Below are 19,546 nucleotides of genomic sequence, written 5' to 3' on the forward strand. Positions count from 1 at the left end.
TGCCTACCGTATCGGCATGACAGCGACCACCCACACCGTGACCAACCAGGCTCCGCCCCTGGTCGGACATGACGTCTTCGACAGCGATCGGGTGCTGGCCGAGGCGGTCGAGCGACACCTCGCGCCGGAGCTCCTCGACGAGGCCCGCGGTGATCTCGGCGTGCTCGGCAAGGCGGCCGGTTCGGGGCAGATGGCGAAGTGGGGCGAGCGTGCGAACGCGAACCCGCCGCGGCTGCTCACCCACGACCGGTACGGCCACCGGATCGACGAGGTCGAGTTCGATCCGGCCTGGCACCGGCTCCTCGGCAAGTCGGTGGGGGCCGGGCTCACCGACGCGTGGGGCCGTCCGGGTGGTCATGTGCGACGCGCCGCCGGATTCATGGTGGTGTCGCAGGTGGAGGCGGGGCACGGCTGCCCGCTGTCGATGACGCACGCCGCGGTGCCGGCGCTGCGCACCGAGCCGGAGGTCGCGGAGGTCTGGGAGCCGGCGGCCACCTCGCACGTGTACGAGTGGGGGCTCCGTCCGGTGGCGGAGAAGGCCGGTGCCCTGGTCGGGATGGGCATGACGGAGAAGCAGGGCGGCAGCGACGTCCGGACGAACACGACGGAGGCCCGCCCGCTGGCGGCCGACGGGGAGTACGTCCTGACGGGGCACAAGTGGTTCTGTTCGGCGCCGATGTCGGACGCGTTCCTCGTCCTGGCGCAGGCCCCGGCGGGTCTCACCTGTTTCCTGGTGCCGCGGGTGCTCCCGGACGGCTCGCGGAACGCCTTCGCGCTCCAGCGGCTCAAGGACAAGCTGGGCAACCGTTCGAACGCCTCCGCGGAGGTGGAGTTCGACGGGACGACGTGGGCGCGCCGGGTCGGCGAGGAGGGGCGCGGGCTGCGCTCGATCATGGGCATGGTCGCGGCGACCCGGCTGGACTGCGTGCTCGGCTCGGCGGCCCTGATGCGGCAGGCGGTGGCGCAGGCCGTGCACCACTGCGCGTATCGCAGCGCCTTCGGCGGGCTGCTGATCGACAAGCCGCTGATGCGGAACGTCCTGGCCGATCTGGCCCTGGAGTCGGAGGCGGCGACGACCCTGGGACTGCGTCTCGCGGCGGCCTACGACGCCGACACTCCGGAGGAGCGGTCCCTTCTCCGTATCGCCGTTCCGGCGGCGAAGTACTGGGTGACGAAGCGCTGCACGCCGATGGTGGCGGAGGCGCTCGAGTGCCTGGGCGGCAACGGGTACGTGGAGGAGTCGGGGATGCCCCGGCTGCTGCGGGAGTCGCCGCTGAACTCCGTCTGGGAGGGCTCCGGGAACGTACAGGCGCTCGACGTGGTGCGGGTGCTGCGGACCGAGCCCGCCGCCCTCGACGCGTTCCTGCGGGAGGTCGGAGAGGCGCGGGGCGCGGACCACCGTCTGGACCGGGCGATCCGGGGCGTCCTCGTCGAACTCGCGGACATGGACGGGATCGAGGCGAGGGCGCGGCGGCTCACGGAACGGCTCGCGCTGGTGCTCCAGGGCTCGCTGCTCGTGCGGTGGGCGCCGCCGGAGGTCGCGGACGCGTTCTGCGCGGCGCGGCTCGGCGGGGACGGCGGCGCCGCGTTCGGGACGCTGCCGCACACCCTGGACCTGCGGGCGGTGGTGGAGCGGGCGCGGGTGGAGGTCTGACGCGCGCCGAGTGAAGTCGTGCCGCGCGCACCAGGGGTGGACCGCAGGGGGTCGGTACGCGCGGGAAAGCGGGGGTGGTGCTGCGCCGACACGGCACCACCCACCGCTCACACCACCTTCGCCCAGGGAGCCGGTGGACGACCAGAGTTGCAAAGGGTTGCAGGATTACCCGAACCGGGCCTCGCCGGACGGCGGCGAACGGCACGATGGGCACCGACACTCCGGACATCTGCCCCGTGCAGAACCGATACAGCACCCCGGGTGGCTGGGAGAGACCGATGAAGAACACGCAGCTCGACATGAAGCGCCTCGCCTCCATGGACGCCGTCCAGGCCAGCCGACTGCTCCACCGGGTGCGCGAGGAGACCCTGGCGGGCCGTACGCCCCCGATCGCGCCCCGCCCGGTGATCGACGCCTCCTGGCAGCGGATGGCCCGGCTGGGGCTCGACCCCGACCAGGGCACGAGCAGTGTGCTGCTCCAGCGGGACGAGCTGGAGGAGCGGCGCAGGAGCACGCTCCTCTCCGAGGTCATGCAGACGCTGAGCGGCGGGCTCGCCGGCATCGCCGACACCTCGCTCCAGATCATGGTGGTCACCGACGAGCACGGCCGCGTGCTGTGGCGGCAGGGGAACGCGGCGGTGCTGCGGCAGGCGAACGGCATCTGCCTGGAGGAGGGCGCCGCCTGGTCGGAGCACACCACCGGCACCAACGCCGTCGGCACGGCCCTCGCCATGGACCGGGCCGTGCAGGTGCACTCGGCCGAGCACTACGTGCACACCCTCCACAACTGGACCTGCGCCGCCGCGCCCGTGCACGACCCGCGCGACCGGCGGCTGCTCGGCATCCTGGACGTGAGCGGTCCCGCTTCCACCTTCCATCCGGCGATGCTGGCCCTGGTGGACTCGGTGGCCCAGCTCGCCGAGGCCGAGATGCGGGAGCGGCACCGCAGCTCGATCGAGCGGCTGCGGGCGGTGGCCGCGCCGATCCTGTGCCGGGTGGGCGGCCGGGCCGTCGCGGTGGACACCCACGGCTGGACGGCGGCGGTGACCGGGCTCGCGCCGGTGGACCGGATCCCGCTGCCGAAGTCCTTCGGGTCCGGCCGGCTGTGGCTGCCCTCGCTCGGCCTGTGCGCGGTGGAGCCGCTGCCGGGCGGCTGGCTGCTGCGGGTGGAGGAGGAGACGCCGGGCGAGGGCCCGGGCGCGACGGCGGCGGCCCGGGTGGTGCTCGACCTGAGCAGGCCGCGCCGCGCGACGGTGGCGGTGTCGGGCGCGGAGGGCAGCTGGCAGCTGGAGCTGAGCCCGCGCCACGCCGAGCTGTTGTACGTGCTCGCGCTGCACCGGGACGGGCGGAGCGCGGCGGACCTCGCGGAGGACGTGTTCGGCGACCGGACGAGGACGGTGACCGTGCGGGCGGAGATGTCCCGGGTGCGGCGCAATCTGGCCGGGGTCCTGGCGCACCGCCCGTACCGCTTCCGGGAGGAGGTCGCCGTGGAGGTCCTGCGGCCGGAGCGCGCGGCGGACCTGCTGCCGCACTCCCTGGCCCCGGCGGTCCGGGCGGCGGCGCGTACGTGAGCGAAAGGCCGGGTGTCCGGATGACGGACCGGTTGTCCGCCGATACCGAACAGGGTGGGAATCAGCCGCTCCGCATGATGCGATGACCTTATGAGCATCACTCTCACCACCTGGTCCCTCGAACAGACCTCGCCGTCCGACCTCCGCCCCGCCACCCCGCCGGAGGGCGACGACGTGGTCGTCCGGCGGGCCGAGGTGCCCTCGGCGGAGTTCAGCCGCTTCCTCTATACGGCAGTCGGCGGCGACATCCGCTGGAACGACCGCCTGTCGCTGACGTACAAGCAGTGGCAGGAGATCGTCGAGAAGCCGGGGGCCGAGATCTGGGTGGCGTACGACAAGGGGACGCCGGCCGGGTACGTGGAGCTGGACCCGCAGGACGACGGCACGGTGGAGATCGTCTACTTCGGCCTGATCCCGGCCTTCCGGGGGCGCCGGATCGGCGGCCACCTGCTCTCGTACGGGGTGGCGCGGGCCTGGGACCTGGCGGAGCGGTGGCCCGGGCGGGAGGCGACGAAGCGCGTCTGGCTGCACACCTGCTCCCTCGACGGACCGCACGCGATGGCCAACTACGAGCGGCGCGGCTTCCGGCTGTTCGACACCAAGGTCGAGGAGGTCGAGGAGAGCGAGACGCCCGGCCCGTGGCCCGGCGCCCACGCCTGAGCCGGTCGCTTCCGGCATCCCGACCGAAAGGGGCCCTGATCAGGGCCCCTTTCGCGTGACCCAGACCACACCATCTCGACAAGCGAGACGACTATGTCCGCATTCTGGACGATGCTGGACTGGGTCCAAAGTCCCGTGACACGCTTCCGTCATGTCTGGAACTGGAATTGCCTTGGTGAGTCGGCGGCACGTCGACCTCGGCCGCATGTCCAGCGCCATCTGTCCGGCGCGCTGAGAGAACCAGCACCGCCGCGATCTCCACACAGCCCGACTCTGCCCCACCCTGCTGCGCACTGACGCGCCACCCTCTGACCTGAGCGCCAGTGTGCAGGTCAGAGCCGCCCTCTCGCAGTCCCGAAGGACAAGACGCCATGGCCGCCACCCCGGAAAACCCCACTCCCGCCGCCGCCCGCCGCAAGGCCGGGCGCCACCGTGGCGAGGGTCAGTGGGCCGTGGGGCACTTCACCCCCCTGAACGGCAATGAGCAGTTCAAGAAGGACGACGACGGTCTCAACGTACGGACACGTATTGAGACGGTCTACTCGAAGCGCGGCTTCGACTCCATCGACCCCAACGACCTGCGCGGCCGCATGCGCTGGTGGGGCCTCTACACCCAGCGCAAGCAGGGTCTGGACGGCACCAAGACGGGCGTCCTGGAGCCGGAGGAGCTGGACGACGAGTACTTCATGCTCCGCGTCCGCATCGACGGCGGCCGGCTGACCACCGAGCAGCTCAGGGTCATCGGCGAGATCTCGGAGGAGTTCGCCCGCGGCACGGCGGACATCACCGACCGGCAGAACGTCCAGTACCACTGGATCCGCATCGAGGACGTCCCCGAGATCTGGAACCGCCTGGAGGCGGTCGGCCTGTCCACCACGGAGGCCTGCGGCGACACCCCGCGCGTCATCCTCGGCTCCCCCGTGGCCGGCATCGCCGAGGACGAGATCATCGACGGCACGCCCGCCATCGACGAGATCTACCGGCGGATCGTCGGCAACAAGGACTTCTCCAACCTGCCCCGCAAGTTCAAGTCCGCGGTCTCCGGCTCGCCGCAGCTCGACGTCGCGCACGAGATCAACGACATCGCCTTCGTCGGCGTGCACCACCCGGAGCACGGCCCCGGCTTCGACGTCTGGGTCGGCGGCGGCCTCTCCACCAACCCCAAGCTCGGCGTCCGCCTCGGCACCTGGGTCTCGCTCGACGAGGTCCCGGACGTCTACGAGGGCGTCATCTCGATCTTCCGCGACTACGGATACCGCCGCCTGCGCAACCGCGCCCGGCTGAAGTTCCTCGTCGCCGACTGGGGCCCGGAGAAGTTCCGCCAGGTCCTGCAGGACGAGTACCTCAAGCGCGAACTGACCGACGGCCCCGCCCCCGAGCAGCCCGCCGGCCAGTGGCGCGACCACATGGGCGTGCACCGCCAGAAGGACGGCCGCTTCTACATCGGCTTCGCCCCGCGCGTGGGCCGGGTCGACGGCGCCACCCTCACCAAGATCGCGGGCCTGGCCGAGCAGCACGGCTCCGGCCGGCTGCGCACCACCGCGGACCAGAAGCTGATCCTGCTCGACGTCGAGGAGGCGCAGGTCGAGTCGGCGGTCGCCGCCCTGGAGGCGCTCGACCTGCGGGTGAACCCGACCCCGTTCCGGCGCGGCACGATGGCCTGCACCGGCATCGAGTTCTGCAAGCTCGCGATCGTCGAGACCAAGGCGCGGGGCGCCTCGCTCATCGACGAACTGGAGCGCCGGATCCCGGAGTTCGACGAGCCGCTGACGATCAACATCAACGGCTGCCCGAACGCCTGCGCCCGCATCCAGGTCGCGGACATCGGCCTCAAGGGCCAGCTGGTCCTGGACGACGACGGCAACCGCGTCGAGGGCTACCAGGTGCACCTGGGCGGCGCCCTCGGCCTGGAGGCCGGCTTCGGCCGCAAGGTCCGGGGCCTCAAGGTCACCGCGGCCGAGCTCCCCGACTACGTCGAGCGGGTCCTCAAGCGCTTCCAGGCGGAGCGCGAGACCGGCGAGCGCTTCGCCACCTGGGCGTCGCGCGCCTCCGAGGAGGCCCTCTCATGAGCGAGCGCGCCGCACCGTTCCACTGCCCCTACTGCGGCGACGAGGACCTGCGTCCGAACGAGCAGGGCCACGGCGCCTGGGAATGCGCCGCGTGCAGCCGAGCCTTCCAGTTGAAGTTCCTGGGGCTGCTCGCCCCGGGCACTTCGAGCAACACCGCTGGAAGGAAAGAGATATGACGGTCACTCAAGTGAACGAGGACGCGACCGCGGCCGACCTCAAGGCACTCGCCGAACAGGCCGGCCGCGAGCTGGAGGACGCCTCCCCCCTGGAGATCCTCCGGTGGGCGGTCGACACCTTCGGCGACGCCTTCTGCGTCACGTCCTCCATGGAGGACGCGGTCGTCGCCCATCTCGCCTCCCGGGTCCGCCCCGGCGTGGACGTCGTCTTCCTCGACACCGGCTACCACTTCGAGGAGACCATCGGCACCCGTGACGCCGTGGACGCCGTCATGGACGTCAACGTCATCACCCTGACCCCGCGTCAGACGGTGGCCGAGCAGGACGCCGAGTACGGCCCGAAGCTGCACGACCGCGACCCCGACCGGTGCTGCGCCCTGCGCAAGGTCAAGCCGCTCGAAGAGGGCCTGACCCGGTACAGCGCGTGGGCGACGGGGCTGCGCCGCGACGAGTCCCCGACCCGGGCGAACACCCCGGTCGTCGGCTGGGACGAGAAGCGGCGCAAGGTCAAGGTCTCCCCCATCGCGCGCTGGACGCAGGACGACGTCGACGCGTACGTCACCGAGCACGGTGTCCTCACCAACCCGCTCCTCATGGACGGGTACGCCTCCGTCGGCTGTGCCCCCTGCACCCGCCGCGTCCTGGAGGGCGAGGACGCCCGCGCCGGACGCTGGGCGGGCCGTGCCAAGACCGAATGCGGGCTGCACGGCTGATGACCACCACCCCTCAGACCTCCCCCGAGACCTCCCACACCTCCCAGGAGACCCACGTGACCGGTGCCACCATCTGGCTCACCGGCCTGCCGAGCGCCGGCAAGACCACCATCGCGTACGAGCTGGCCGGCCGCCTCCGCGGCGAGGGCCACCGCGTCGAGGTCCTCGACGGCGACGAGATCCGCGAGTTCCTGTCGGCGGGTCTCGGCTTCAGCCGCGAGGACCGGCACACCAACGTGCAGCGCATCGGCTTCGTCGCCGAACTCCTCGCCTCGCAGGGCGTACAGGTCCTGGTCCCGGTCATCGCCCCGTACGCCGACAGCCGCGAGGCGGTCCGCAAGCGCCACCAGGCCGAGGGCACCGCCTTCGTCGAGGTGCACGTGGCCACCCCCGTCGAGGTCTGCTCCGTCCGCGACGTGAAGGGCCTCTACGCCAAGCAGGCCGCGGGCGAGATCAGCGGCCTGACCGGGGTCGACGACCCGTACGAGGCTCCCGAGACGCCCGACCTGCGGATCGAGTCCCAGAACCAGACCGTGCAGGAGTCCGCAGCGCAGCTCCACGCGCTGCTCACCGAGAGGGGTCTGCTGTGACCACCGTCGCTCATCTCCACGACGCCACCGACAGCCCGTTCGCGCTGTCGCACCTGGACTCCCTGGAGTCCGAGGCCGTCCACATCTTCCGTGAGGTGGCGGGCGAGTTCGAGCGGCCGGTGATCCTCTTCTCCGGCGGCAAGGACTCGATCGTCATGCTGCACCTGGCGCTGAAGGCCTTCGCCCCCGCGCCGGTCCCCTTCACGCTGCTGCACGTCGACACCGGGCACAACTTCCCGGAGGTGCTCGAGTACCGCGACCGCGTCGTCGCCCGGCACGGACTGCGGCTGCACGTCGCCTCCGTGCAGGACTACATCGACGCGGGCAAGCTCCGCGAGCGCCCTGACGGCACCCGCAACCCGCTGCAGACCGTCCCGCTGACCGAGGCGATCCAGCAGCACCGCTTCGACGCCGTCTTCGGCGGCGGCCGGCGCGACGAGGAGAAGGCCCGCGCCAAGGAGCGGGTGTTCAGCCTCCGCGACGAGTTCTCGCAGTGGGACCCGCGCCGCCAGCGCCCCGAGCTGTGGCAGCTCTACAACGGCCGGCACGCCCCCGGCGAGCACGTCCGCGTCTTCCCGCTGTCGAACTGGACCGAGCTCGACGTCTGGCAGTACATCCAGCGCGAGAAGATCGAACTCCCCGACATCTACTTCGCCCACGAGCGCGAGGTGTTCGCCCGCAGCGGCATGTGGCTGACCGCCGGTGAGTGGGGCGGCCCGAAGGAGTCCGAGACGGTCGAGACGCGGCTCATCCGCTACCGCACCGTCGGCGACATGTCCTGCACCGGCGCCGTCGACTCCGACGCCACCACGCTCGACGCCGTCATCGCCGAGATCGCCGCCTCCCGACTGACCGAGCGGGGCGCGACCCGCGCCGACGACAAGATGTCCGAGGCCGCGATGGAAGACCGCAAGCGCGAAGGGTACTTCTAATGAGCACGTCCACCGAGCAGCTGACCGAGCAGCTGGCGGCCACCACCCTGCTGCGCTTCGCCACCGCCGGCTCCGTCGACGACGGCAAGTCCACCCTGGTGGGCCGCCTCCTGCATGACTCCAAGTCGGTCCTGGCCGACCAGCTGGAGGCCGTCGAACACGCCTCCCGCTCCCGCGGTCAGGAGGCGCCCGACCTGGCACTCCTCACCGACGGTCTGCGGGCCGAGCGTGAGCAGGGCATCACCATCGACGTCGCGTACCGCTACTTCGCGACCCCGCGCCGCCGGTTCATCCTCGCCGACACCCCCGGGCACGTGCAGTACACCCGGAACATGGTCACCGGCGCGTCCACCGCCGAGCTGGCCGTGGTCCTGGTCGACGCCCGCAACGGCGTCGTCGAGCAGACCCGCCGGCACGCCGCCGTCGCCGCGCTCCTCCGCGTCCCGCACGTGGTCCTGGCCGTGAACAAGATGGACCTCGTCGAGTACGCCGAGCCCGTCTTCGCCGCCATCGCCGAGGAGTTCACGACGTACGCCTCCGAGCTCGGCGTCCCGGAGATCACCGCGATCCCGATCTCGGCGCTCGCCGGAGACAACGTGGTGGAGCCGTCCGCGAACATGGACTGGTACGGCGGCCCGACGGTCCTCGAGCACCTGGAGACCGTGCCGGTCAGCCACGACCTGACGAGCTGCCACGCACGCTTCCCCGTGCAGTACGTGATCCGCCCCCAGACCGCCGAGCACCCCGACTACCGGGGCTACGCCGGTCAGATCGCGGCCGGCGCCTTCCGGGTCGGCGAGGAGATCACCGTCCTGCCGTCGGGGAAGACCTCCACGATCACCGGGATCGACGCGCTGGGCGAGTCGGTCGACATCGCCTGGGCGCCGCAGTCGGTCACGATCCGGCTCGCCGACGACATCGACATCTCGCGCGGCGACCTGCTCGCCCCGAGCGGTGACGCCCCGGCGACCACGCAGGACATCGAGGCGACCGTCTGCCACGTCGCGGACCAGGCGCTCGCCGTCGGCCAGCGGGTGCTGCTCAAGCACACCACCCGCACGGTCAAGGCGATCGTCAAGGAGATCCCCTCGCGGCTGACCCTCGACGACCTCTCCCAGCACCCGAACCCGGGTCAGCTGGTCGCCAACGACATCGGCCGGGTCGTGGTGCGCACGGCCGAGCCGCTCGCGCTCGACGCGTACGCGGACTCGCGCCGCACCGGTTCGTTCCTGCTGATCGACCCGGCGGACGGCACCACGCTCGCGGCGGGCATGGCGGGCGAGTCGTTCGCCACCACCAAGACCGTCACGGTCGTCGAGGACGAAGAAGGGTGGGACTTCTGATGACGAAGGACATGTACGCCACCTTCGCGAAGGAAGGCGGCCGGGTGGGCTCCGGCGCCCTCGGCGCGGGCCGCGGAGGTGTCGCGCGATGTGCGTGCTGACCTCGACGCGCCGCATGCGCGGCGCGACCCCGCTCCACCCGCTCCACCCCGAACGACATAGACGCAGACTTCGAAAACGCTGAATCGAGGGGAAAACCTCCCGTGCCTGCCACCACCCGTACCACCCTGCGCCGCGGCCTCGCCGCCGCCGCCGCTCTGCCGCTGCTGATCGGCGCACTCGCCTCCTGCGGCTACGGCTCCGAGGCCAAGAACGACGAGAAGAAGGTGGCCGCCGAGGGCACGAAGCTCTCCGCCGACACCGTACGGCTCGGGTACTTCCCCAACCTCACCCACGCCACCGCGCTCGTGGGCGACCAGGAGGGCATCCTCCAGAAGGAGCTGGGCGGCACCAAGCTGGTGCCCACCACCTTCAACGCCGGTCCTTCCGAGATCGAGGCGCTCAACGCCGGCTCGATCGACATCGGCTTCATCGGCCCCTCGCCGTCGATCAACGGCTACGTCAAGACCAAGGGCGCGAACCTGCGGATCGTCGGCGGCGCCGCCTCCGGCGGTGTGAAGCTCGTCGTGAACCCCGCGAAGATCAAGACCTTGGACGACCTCAAGGGCAAGAAGATCGCCACCCCGCAGCACGGCAACACGCAGGACGTGGCCTTCCTCAACTGGATCTCCGAGAAGGGCTGGAAGGTCGACGCCGAGAGCGGCAAGGGCGACGTCTCCGTGGTCCGTACGGACAACAAGGTCACCCCGAACGCCTACGCCTCCGGCGCCATCGACGGCGCCTGGGTGCCCGAGCCGACCGCGTCGAAGCTGGTCAGCGACGGCGCGAAGGTGCTGCTCGACGAGTCCGACCTGTGGCCGGACAAGAAGTTCGTGATCACGAACATCATCGTGTCGCAGAAGTTCCTCACGGAGCACCCCGACGTCGTCGAGGCGTTCCTGCGGGGCACGGTGAAGACCAACGAGTGGATCAACGCCAACCAGGACAAGGCGAAGGCCTCGGCCAACGCCAAGCTGAAGGACCTGTCCGGCAAGGCACTGGGCGCCAAGGTGATCGACGCCGCGTGGCCGTCCATCCAGTTCACCGACGACCCGCTGGCGGCCACGCTCCAGGCGCAGGCGGACCACGCGGTGAAGGCCGGTCTCCTGGAGAAGCCGGAGCTGTCCGGCATCTACGACCTGAAGCCGCTCAACAAGGTCCTGAAGGCCGCGGGCAGGCCCGAGGTCTCCGACGCCGGTCTCGGCGTGAAGTAGTCCCCGAGTAAAAGCGTCAGACACCCGCGCAGCAGCCCGAGTTCAGCTTCACCAGGAGGTGACGACCATGGCCACGACCGCGACGCTCGCCAAGGCCGAGGACCGTGCGGCGGTGACCCATGCCGCCCGTATCGAGCATGTATCCAAGTCCTTCGGCGGACCCGCCGGCGGGCAGCTCGTCCTCGACGACATCTCGCTCGATGTCGCTCCGGGCGAGTTCGTCACCCTCCTGGGCGCCTCGGGCTGCGGCAAGTCCACGCTGCTCAACCTGGTCGCCGGGATCGACCGGCCGTCCGCGGGGTCCATCGAGACCCCCGGCGGCCGGCCGGCCCTGATGTTCCAGGAGCACGCCCTCTTCCCGTGGCTCACCGCGGGCAAGAACATCGAACTGGCCCTGCGGCTGCGCGGGGTGCCCAAGGCCGAGCGGCGGACCGAGGCGGAGCGGCTGCTCGACCTGGTCCGGCTCGGCGGCTCGTACGGCAAGCGGGTCCACGAGCTGTCCGGCGGCATGCGCCAGCGGGTCGCGCTGGCCCGCGCGCTCGCCCAGGACAGCGATCTCCTCCTGATGGACGAGCCGTTCGCGGCGCTCGACGCCATCACCCGGGACGTGCTGCACGACGAACTGACCCGGATCTGGCGGGAGACGAGGCTGTCGGTGCTCTTCGTCACCCACAACGTGCGCGAGGCCGTGCGGCTGGCCGAGCGCGTGGTCCTCCTCTCGTCGCGGCCGGGCCGGATCGCGCACGAGTGGACCATCGACATCCCTCAGCCGCGTCGCATCGAGGACGCCGACGTCGCGGAGCTGTCCCTCGAGATCACCGAGCACCTGCGTGGGGAGATCCGCCGTCATGGCCAGCACTGAAACGACTCCGAAGGCACGGAAGGCCGACGATCTCGCCGGTCTGGAAGCCGGTCTGGACGCCCTGGACAGCGTGCAGATCCGACGGACCCCGGTCCGTGAGGTGCTGCTCAAGAAGGTGCTGCCGCCGGTCGTCGCCGTCGTGCTCGTCCTGGTGGTCTGGCAGCTGCTCGTCACACTGAAGGTCACCGACGAGTACAAGCTCCCGGCACCGTCCGCGGTGTGGGACAGCCTGACCACGATGTGGCTGGAGGGCACGCTCCTCGAAGTCCTCTGGACCAGTGTGTCCCGGGCCCTGTTCGGCTTCCTGCTGGCCCTCGCCATCGGCACCCCGCTGGGACTCCTCGTCTCCCGGGTGAAGTTCGTGCGCGCGGCGATCGGCCCGATCCTCGCCGGGCTCCAGTCGCTGCCGTCCGTGGCCTGGGTGGCGCCGGCCGTCCTCTGGCTCGGCCTCAACGACAGCATGATGTACGCGGTGATCCTGCTCGGTGCCGTCCCGTCGATCGCCAACGGCCTCGTCGCCGGTGTCGACCAGGTCCCGCCGCTCTACCTGCGGGCAGGCCAGACGCTCGGCGCGACCGGGCTCAAGGGCGCCTGGTTCATCGTCATGCCGGCCGCGCTGCCGGGCTATCTGGCGGGCCTGAAGCAGGGCTGGGCGTTCTCCTGGCGTTCGCTGATGGCCGCGGAGATCATCGCGTCCTCCCCGGACCTGGGCCTCGGCCTCGGCCAGCTCCTGGAGAACGGCCGCAACAACATCGACATGGCGGGCATCTTCCTGGCGATCATCCTGATCCTGGTCGTCGGCATCGCCATCGACCTGCTCATCTTCAGCCCGCTGGAGCGCGCGGTCCTGCGCCGCCGCGGTCTGCTGACGAAGGGCTGAACCGCACCATGAACAGGCCCGTCCTCCTCGTGATCGCCCACGGCAGCCGCGACCCGCGGCACGCGGCGACCGTCCAGGCGCTGGTGCGCCGGGCCGGTGCGCTGCGGCCGGGGCTGCGCGTGGAGACGGCGTTCCTGGACTTCAACCTGCCGTCGGTGACGGGGGTCCTCGACCGGCTCGCCGCCGAGGGGGTGCGGGACGTGGTGGCGCTGCCGCTGCTGCTCACCCGGGCCTTCCACGCGAAGGCCGACGTCCCCGCCGTCCTGCGGCAGGCCCCTCCCTCGCTGCGGATCCGGCAGGCGGAGGTCCTGGGGCCCTCGCCGCTGCTGGTCGCGGCGGTGGAACGACGGCTGTACGAGGCCGGGCTCACGCCCGGCGACAAGAGCACGACCGGGGTCGTCCTGGCCTCGGCGGGCTCCACCGACCCGGAGGCGATCGCGGTGATCGCAGAAACGGCGCGGGAGCTGCGGCGCACCGGTTGGTGCTCCGTGCGGCCCGCGTTCGCCTCCGCATCCCTTCCCAGGACCGAGGACGCGGTCCGCGCCCTGCGCGCCGACGGGGTGCGCCGGGTGGCGGTCGCCCCGTACGTGATCGCCCCGGGCCGTCTTCCCGACCGCATCGCGGCGGGCGCGGCAGGGGCGGACGTCCTGGCGGACGTCCTCGGCCCGTCCCCCGAACTGGCCGCGCTGCTCGTCGAGCGGTACACCGAGGCGGCCCGCCCGCTCTCCCGCGTGGCCGCCGCCGGCTGATCCCCCACCTCTGGAACCGCGCCGGACGTTCCTTCGTTCTCCCTTGCAGACGTGCCCTGCGGGGTATGAGGGGTCAGACATGACGCAAGGGGGTGCGGCGTGTTCGGTTGGGCTCTGTTCCGGCTGTGGGCGGCGGAGCGCGGCGGGTCCGTCCCCCCGCGCGATCCGGACGATCGACAGGCCGCCTCCGACCGGATCCTGCGGCTGGCCTCGCTTCCGCCGAAGGAGCTGAACCGCACCGTCGCGGCCCTGCCCGCGGAGGGGCTCGGCCACCTCCTCGGCGATCTGACCGAGGTGGCGGAAGGGGCGGGCACGGTCTGGCGGGACCGTCCGACGGCTGCCGCTCTCGGTGACGTCCTGGCCTCGGTCTCACTCGCCGCCGAACTCCTCACCGGTGACCGTGCCCTGTCGGGGGAACTGCGTCGCGAGTCCCACGTCCTGCGGGGCGCTGCGGCCGCTCTGCAAGGCCAGGACCAGGAGGCCGTGCGGCAGTTCGACCACGGGCTCCACGCGCTGACGGTGGACGAGGCTCCTCTCGCCCGCACCCTGGGGACGGTCGGCCGACTCGTGTCCGCGTGGGACGGCACGGACGCGGACTCCTTGCGCCGCGCGGTGGCGGCGGAGCTCGGCCCGCCGACCGGACCGGAGTCCGGGGAGCGACGGGACGCAGTCCGTCGCTCCCTGGATGTTCGTCTCTCGGCCTACGGGACGGTGTCCCGCGCCTGGGCGGCGGACGGTCCGGAGGCCTCGGCGGCGCTGCTGACGGAGTGGCTGCGCGGCCACGACCGTGACGAGGCGGCGGAGTTGAGATGGGTGTCCGCCCGGCGCCTGATCGACGCGGCCGCTGACCCGGAGGCCGCCGCCGCACGGGCCCGGCTGCTCGACGCCGCCTTCGGGGTGCACGGCGAGACGACCCTCTTCCAGGACGTGCTGGCGCGGTTCTACCAGGCACACGACCTGCCGCACGCCGTGGTCACGGTCCTGAAGCCCTGGAACGCCGCACATCCGGGCGACAGGGACGTGGCCCTCCAGCTCGCGGAGGCGTACCGGCGGGTGGGCGCCCCCGAGGAGGGCGTCGCGGTGCTCCGGCCGCACGTCTCGGACCCGCCCGTGCCGGGCGAGGAGCGCCTCGCGCACCTCTTCGTCGTCCTGCTCGCGGCGGCGGATGCACCCGAGGCCCCGGAGTGGGCCGAGCGTTTCGCGCGTCTCCTGAACGAGGAGGAGATCGCCTCGCTGTTCCCGAGCGCGGCGCGCGGACCCGCTCCGCTCGCCGCCCACTTCGCCGACGGCAGGCTGACCGTCGATCCCACGGCCGCCGCGGCCCTGCCACCGGGTCAGCTTCAGGCCCATCTCACCGCGGCGCTGATCGCGGGCAGCCCCGAAGGGGCGGAGATGTTCCGTACGCTCGCGGCCGACTCACCCGTCCTCGCGGCGCAGGTGGCGGACCTCCTCGGGATCCGGCGGCAGCCGCCGCCGGAGGGGGCGCACAGCGAGGCGGACGAGCTCTTCCACCGCGGCGAAGGCCATTTCGGGCGGCGCGAGTTCGAGCAGGCGATCACCTGCTACGTCGGCGCCTTACGGCTGAACCCTGACCACGTCACAGCTCTCCTCTGCCTCGGCGACGCGTACTACGTCCAGGACAGGTTCGCGGTGGCGCGGGCCTACTTCGAGGAGTCGCTCGCCGTCGAGGAGACGCCGATGGCCTGGCGTTTCCTCGGTGACGTGTTGAGGGAGACGTCGGCCCCGACCGCGGACGTCCGCGCCTGCTACGAGCGCGCGCTCGCGCTCGACCCCGGGTACGGAGGCGCCCGGCAGGCACTCGCCGCGCTCCCTCCGCCGGAGGAGTACGACGACGGTGAAGCGGTCGCGGATCCAGCGGCACCGGAGCGGACGTCTCTGCCACGGCGCGTCTGGCGCAGGCTGCGGCGTCCGGCCGCGCCTGCGGCGCCCGCTCCCGCTCCCGCTCCCGCTCCCGGCGACGGTGCCGACGTGCCGGACTCCGTCGAGGAGGAGCTGACCCGGCTGTCGCCCGCGGGGATCCGGCACCGCCTGCCGGAGCACCTCGAAGCCGTGCTCCGCGCACGCGAGCCCTGGACGGCGGAGCTCCTCGACGCGCTGCCGGACGACGACGCGTTCGCACGCTGGCAGGAACGGTGGCTGCCCGAACGGCTCGCGTCCGCGCTCACGGCGCTCCGCGTGCTCTCCTGGCAGTGGAACGCCAAGGCGGGCGACACCGGGCGCGCGCTCCTCATGGCCGAACGTAAGCTGGAGCTCGTGACCGGCCTCCCGTCCCAGTGGGGCGACGGCGCACCCGAGTTCGCCGGCCGCGCCCTGCTCATCAGCGACGCCCTGCAGGCGAAAGCGGCGTACCTCACCGACTTCGGGCAGTACGCCGAGGCGTACGCGGTGCTGCGCGACGCCGAGGTCTGGCTGGAGAAGGACCGGGAGGAGCGCGAGCTGGCCGGCAGGCCGATGACCGGTCTTCCGGGCGCGCACGTGCTGCGGGAGAACCCCCGCGCCGACCTGTACGGGATGCTCGCCGCCGCGGCCGAGCGCTGCGGGGACATCGAGGCCGCCGGGCGCTACGACGGACTGTCGGACCGATGGCGCGAGGGGGCTCCGCACTCCGACCACGACCGGATAGTGGCCATGTGCGCACAAGCCCTCATCTCGCTCGGGGAGGGCGATCCGGACACATGCTTCCGCCTGCTCGACGAGGCTCTGCCGCTCGCCGAGCGGGAGGCGGGCTGGAGTCCGGTCGAGCACGCGTTGGCCCTGGTCCACCACACCCGCGCGCGGGCCCTGGCCGTGCTCGGTCCGCAGCGCGGCGCGCTGCGCCACGCGGCCCTGGCCCGCCGGCACAACGCGGGGAACTCGGACCGACTGGCGACCGACTGGCTGGTGACCGCCGAGATCCTCGGCGCCCGTCCGGAGCTCGGGGACCCCCTGGAGGCGTACGAGCACGTCCTCCAGCTGTCCGGTGTGCCCGCGGAGTCCGTCGGTCCCCTCGTGTGGCATCCGCGCCACGGTGCCGGGCAGCCGGTACGGATCGAGAACGCCGAGCGGGTCTGGCAGGTCGTCGCCCCCATGGCCAGGGCCGCCTGGACGGCCGATGAACCGGAGACCGCGATCCGGGTCCTCGAACTGGGCGTCGAACTCTCCGATCTCGTACGGGCCGCGCAGCCCGACCCCGCCCTGCGGCGGCACCTCCAGGAGGAACGCGCCGAGGTGTACGAACTCCTCGTCCAGTACCACCTGGACGGCGCCGCCGGAGCCGAGAGGCGGGACGGGCCCGAGGGCCCCGAGGGGAGCGACGGGCCGGCCGAGGTCGGGGCCGCCTTCGCCGCAGCGGAACGGCTGCGCTCCCGCACGCTCCTCGACACGCTCAGTACGGCGGAGCTGAGAGCTCCGGACGGCGTGCCGGCGGCTCTGATCTACCGTGAGTCGGGACTCCTCCGCGAGCGTACGGCGCTGGAACGGGCCCCGCGCACGGACTGGACGCGGCTCCGGACCGTCCGCCGGGAGCTGGACGCGCTGTGGTCGGAGATGGCCTCGCACCACGTGTCGGGCGCGGAGTACGCCGCCGTGCGTTCCGCCGCGGCCGTCACGGCCGACGCCGCCCTCGCGCGGCTGCGCGGGGAGCAGGTGGTGGTGGCCTCGTACGCCCGCCTGGGCGACGGCCGGCTCGTCCTCTTCCTGCTCGACCCCCGGACCGGACTCGCCGTGACGCCGATCGACGCGGACGGAGCCGCCCTGACCCGGTTCGTGGCGGACAACTTCGGAAGTGCCGGGCAGGTCAGGGAGATGGCCATCGACATGCCCGGCCTCTTCCAACAGATGCTCTCGCCGCTCGTCGCCCCGCTGGCGGGCCTGACCCGGCCGGAGGACACGGTGCTGATCTGCCCGACCGGCCCCCTCCACAACGTTCCCTTCCACGCCCTGTCTCCCGACGGAGGTGCCTCCCTGATCGAGCGGAACCCGGTGGCGTACCTGCCGAGCATCTCGCTGCTCGGCACCCTCGCCCACCGGGAGCCGCGGACCGGGCGGGGAGCCGTGGTGCTCGGCGATCCCGGCGGCGACCTGCCGTACGCCCGGGAGGAGGCGCGGCTGCTCGCCGCGCGTCTGGGCACGGAGCCGCTTCTGGGCGCCGACGCGACCCGCCGGAGGGTGCTCGACGCGATGGCCGGGTCGGAGATCCTGCACGCCGCCTGCCATGCCACCTTCCGTGCGGACGACCCCTTGTCGTCGGGTCTGGCGCTCGCGGACGGGCCGCTCACCGGGCGGGACATCCTGCGGGAGGACTGGCACGGTGTGCGCCTGGCCGTCCTGTCGGCCTGCGAGACCGGGCTCGGAGGCGTCGATCGCACCGACGAGGTGTTGGGCCTGAGCCGGTCCCTCCTCTTCGCGGGCGTCCGGTCCCTCGTCATGAGTCTGTGGCGGGTCCCGGACCGCTCCACGGCCGACATCATGGGGGCGTTCCACGAGCTGACCCTGTCGGGCGCGACTCCGGCGGGCGCGCTGCGCGCGGCCGTGCTGGCCTCGCGCGACCGGCCCGGCGGGGACCGCCTCGACCGCTGGGCCGCCTTCTGTCTGCTGGGCGAGTGGCGGGCGGACCGGACCTCCGGCGGCCGGGCGGCCGACACCCTGGGATCTTCGAGTGGAAGGAGCGACGCATGACGGAGACGCTGGACCTCTCCCCCCGGCTTCCGGAGGGATACCGGCTGGTGGGGCTGGTCGAGCCGACCGTGGAGGAGGACGAGGCCGACCGGGCCTTCACCACGGTCGACGAGACGACGGTGCGGCTTCTGCGCCGCGAGACGCGGATCGGACTCGCCCGGGGCACGGTCACCCCGGTGGACACGGGCGAGCCCGGGCTCCAGGGATACGACATCCCGCTGATCCTGGTGGTGCAGACGCATCCCGAGTCCACGGTCGCCTGGTCCCGTCTGGTCCTCGATCTGTCGCCCAGCCCTGGCGCGACCGTCGCGGCCATGTCGCCCACCCTGGTGGAGGGCGACACGCCCCAGGAGATCGAGACGACGCTGGGGGCGAACCTCACGTTCAGCGTGGCGGGGACGCCGTTGGGCCTGGAGGCCGGTCCCGAGGTGTTGCGGCGGCGTACCGTCTACTGTCCGCGCATCACGTCGTCCGGGGTCGGATTCACCAGCGCCTACTGGGACTTCAGGGCTTCCGATCGCGCGTTCCTGCACGTCAACGAGGAGCTGCGGCTGCTCGTCCGGGCCCCGGAAGGGCAGCCCGTCGACGCCGTCGTGACCCTGCGCACCCGCGTCCTGCCCAGGGGGCTCGGGCGGTTCCTGCGCCTGTCGGGCAAGATCGCCGGCATCGACGGCAGCTGTCGCCTCGTGTGACCCCGGTTCCCGCGGCAGCTCGCGGGGGCGTCAGCCGAAGTCGAGGCTTCCGGTGCGGGTTCGCTTGAGTTCGAAGAAGTCGGGGTGGGCGGCCAGGACGCGGAAGCCGTCGAAGAGTTCGGCGGCCTTCTCGTCGCGCGGGATCGCGCGCAGGACCGGGCCGAACCAGACGGTGCCGTCGACGTGGATCGTGGGGGTGCCGACGTACGCCCCGGTGTCGGGTTCCTTGCCGGCGTCGTGGTGGCGGCGGACGTCCTCGTCGTACCCGGGGTCGTGGGCGGCCTTCGCGAGTGCGGCGGGGAGGCCGAGTTCGGCGAGGGACTCCTCGACGACGGCGTCGAGGTCGTCGCGCTTCTGCTCGTGGATGCGGGTGCCGTACGCGGTGTAGAGCGGGCGGAGGATCTCCTCGCCGTGCTGTGCGGCGGCGGCCGCCGCGACCCGGACGGGTCCGATCGAGGCGTCGACCAGTGCGCGGTACCAGTCGGGCAGGGTGTTGCCCTCGTTGTGCAGGTACAGGCTCATGACCTTGAAGCGGAGGTCGATGTCCCGGTGCCGTTCGACCTCCAGGATCCAGCGGGAGGTGATCCAGGCGAAGGGGCAGGCCGGGTCGAAGAAGAAGTCGACGGTGGGACGGGACGGGGTCTCGGTGGTGGTCGTCATACGGC

General features: G+C 72.2%; 17 protein-coding genes. 16 read left to right on the forward strand and 1 reads right to left on the reverse strand.

Features of this window, described 5'->3' with window-relative positions; translation table 11 throughout:
- The first annotated feature begins 16 nt into the window (after window positions 1-16).
- The 16 genes from IO20_RS0111175 to IO20_RS0111250 all read left to right on the forward strand — a co-directional run bounded on the left by IO20_RS0111175 (window position 17) and on the right by IO20_RS0111250 (window position 18,881).
- A complete protein-coding gene (locus tag IO20_RS0111175) occupies window positions 17-1,654 on the forward strand; it encodes an acyl-CoA dehydrogenase family protein (protein ID WP_030549543.1) in 1,638 nt (545 codons plus the stop codon).
- A gap of 278 nt (window positions 1,655-1,932) precedes the next feature.
- Window positions 1,933-3,225, forward strand: coding sequence for a helix-turn-helix domain-containing protein (locus tag IO20_RS0111180; protein ID WP_030549542.1), 1,293 nt, complete (start codon window positions 1,933-1,935; stop codon window positions 3,223-3,225).
- Window positions 3,226-3,315: 90 nt separating this feature from the next.
- Window positions 3,316-3,885 (forward strand): GNAT family N-acetyltransferase, encoded by a 570-nt coding sequence (locus IO20_RS0111185; protein WP_030549541.1) that lies wholly within the window; start codon window positions 3,316-3,318, stop codon window positions 3,883-3,885.
- 151 nt (window positions 3,886-4,036) lie between these two features.
- Window positions 4,037-4,120 carry a putative leader peptide gene (locus IO20_RS42145; protein WP_310591794.1) on the forward strand — a complete coding sequence of 28 codons (84 nt, stop codon included), beginning with the start codon at window positions 4,037-4,039 and terminating at the stop codon, window positions 4,118-4,120.
- A 136-nt stretch (window positions 4,121-4,256) separates the two neighbouring features.
- Window positions 4,257-5,954 carry a nitrite/sulfite reductase gene (locus tag IO20_RS0111190; RefSeq protein WP_030549540.1) on the forward strand — a complete coding sequence of 566 codons (1,698 nt, stop codon included), beginning with the start codon at window positions 4,257-4,259 and terminating at the stop codon, window positions 5,952-5,954.
- The gene (locus IO20_RS0111195) at window positions 5,951-6,130 is read left to right on the forward strand and encodes a hypothetical protein (RefSeq protein ID WP_030549539.1); all 180 of its coding nucleotides are present in this window, start codon (window positions 5,951-5,953) and stop codon (window positions 6,128-6,130) included. Before IO20_RS0111190 ends, IO20_RS0111195 begins: the two co-directional genes overlap by 4 nt.
- Window positions 6,127-6,843 (forward strand): phosphoadenylyl-sulfate reductase, encoded by a 717-nt coding sequence (locus IO20_RS0111200; protein WP_030549538.1) that lies wholly within the window; start codon window positions 6,127-6,129, stop codon window positions 6,841-6,843. The genes IO20_RS0111195 and IO20_RS0111200 overlap by 4 nt, the downstream gene beginning before the upstream one ends.
- Window positions 6,843-7,433 (forward strand): adenylyl-sulfate kinase, encoded by a 591-nt coding sequence (cysC, locus tag IO20_RS0111205; protein WP_030549537.1) that lies wholly within the window; start codon window positions 6,843-6,845, stop codon window positions 7,431-7,433. Before IO20_RS0111200 ends, cysC begins: the two co-directional genes overlap by 1 nt.
- Window positions 7,430-8,365 carry a sulfate adenylyltransferase subunit CysD gene (gene cysD / locus IO20_RS0111210; protein ID WP_030549536.1) on the forward strand — a complete coding sequence of 312 codons (936 nt, stop codon included), beginning with the start codon at window positions 7,430-7,432 and terminating at the stop codon, window positions 8,363-8,365. The genes cysC and cysD overlap by 4 nt, the downstream gene beginning before the upstream one ends.
- Window positions 8,365-9,708, forward strand: coding sequence for a sulfate adenylyltransferase subunit 1 (locus tag IO20_RS0111215; RefSeq protein WP_030549535.1), 1,344 nt, complete (start codon window positions 8,365-8,367; stop codon window positions 9,706-9,708). Before cysD ends, IO20_RS0111215 begins: the two co-directional genes overlap by 1 nt.
- Before the next feature lie 203 nt (window positions 9,709-9,911).
- Window positions 9,912-11,021 (forward strand): aliphatic sulfonate ABC transporter substrate-binding protein, encoded by a 1,110-nt coding sequence (locus IO20_RS0111225; protein WP_030549533.1) that lies wholly within the window; start codon window positions 9,912-9,914, stop codon window positions 11,019-11,021.
- A 67-nt stretch (window positions 11,022-11,088) separates the two neighbouring features.
- Window positions 11,089-11,883: an ABC transporter ATP-binding protein gene (locus IO20_RS0111230; protein WP_030549532.1), complete on the forward strand. Its 795-nt coding sequence runs from the start codon at window positions 11,089-11,091 to the stop codon at window positions 11,881-11,883.
- Window positions 11,870-12,763: an ABC transporter permease gene (locus IO20_RS0111235; protein ID WP_030549530.1), complete on the forward strand. Its 894-nt coding sequence runs from the start codon at window positions 11,870-11,872 to the stop codon at window positions 12,761-12,763. Before IO20_RS0111230 ends, IO20_RS0111235 begins: the two co-directional genes overlap by 14 nt.
- 8 nt (window positions 12,764-12,771) lie before the next feature.
- Window positions 12,772-13,512: a sirohydrochlorin chelatase gene (locus IO20_RS0111240; RefSeq protein WP_030549529.1), complete on the forward strand. Its 741-nt coding sequence runs from the start codon at window positions 12,772-12,774 to the stop codon at window positions 13,510-13,512.
- Between the two features lie 99 nt (window positions 13,513-13,611).
- On the forward strand, window positions 13,612-18,189 hold the full coding sequence (locus IO20_RS0111245; RefSeq protein WP_030549528.1) for a CHAT domain-containing protein: 4,578 nt from the start codon (window positions 13,612-13,614) through the stop codon (window positions 18,187-18,189).
- Window positions 18,186-18,881, forward strand: coding sequence for a hypothetical protein (locus IO20_RS0111250; protein WP_030549526.1), 696 nt, complete (start codon window positions 18,186-18,188; stop codon window positions 18,879-18,881). Before IO20_RS0111245 ends, IO20_RS0111250 begins: the two co-directional genes overlap by 4 nt.
- 30 nt (window positions 18,882-18,911) lie before the next feature.
- On the opposite strand, the gene IO20_RS0111255 is transcribed toward IO20_RS0111250, so the two are convergent.
- Entirely contained in the window at window positions 18,912-19,541 is a 630-nt protein-coding gene (locus tag IO20_RS0111255; RefSeq protein ID WP_030549525.1) for a mycothiol-dependent nitroreductase Rv2466c family protein, read from the reverse strand.
- Window positions 19,542-19,546 lie beyond the last annotated feature (5 nt).

This window comes from Streptomyces exfoliatus, from assembly GCF_000725545.1.
GTDB classification, from domain to species: Bacteria; Actinomycetota; Actinomycetes; order Streptomycetales; family Streptomycetaceae; genus Streptomyces; species Streptomyces exfoliatus.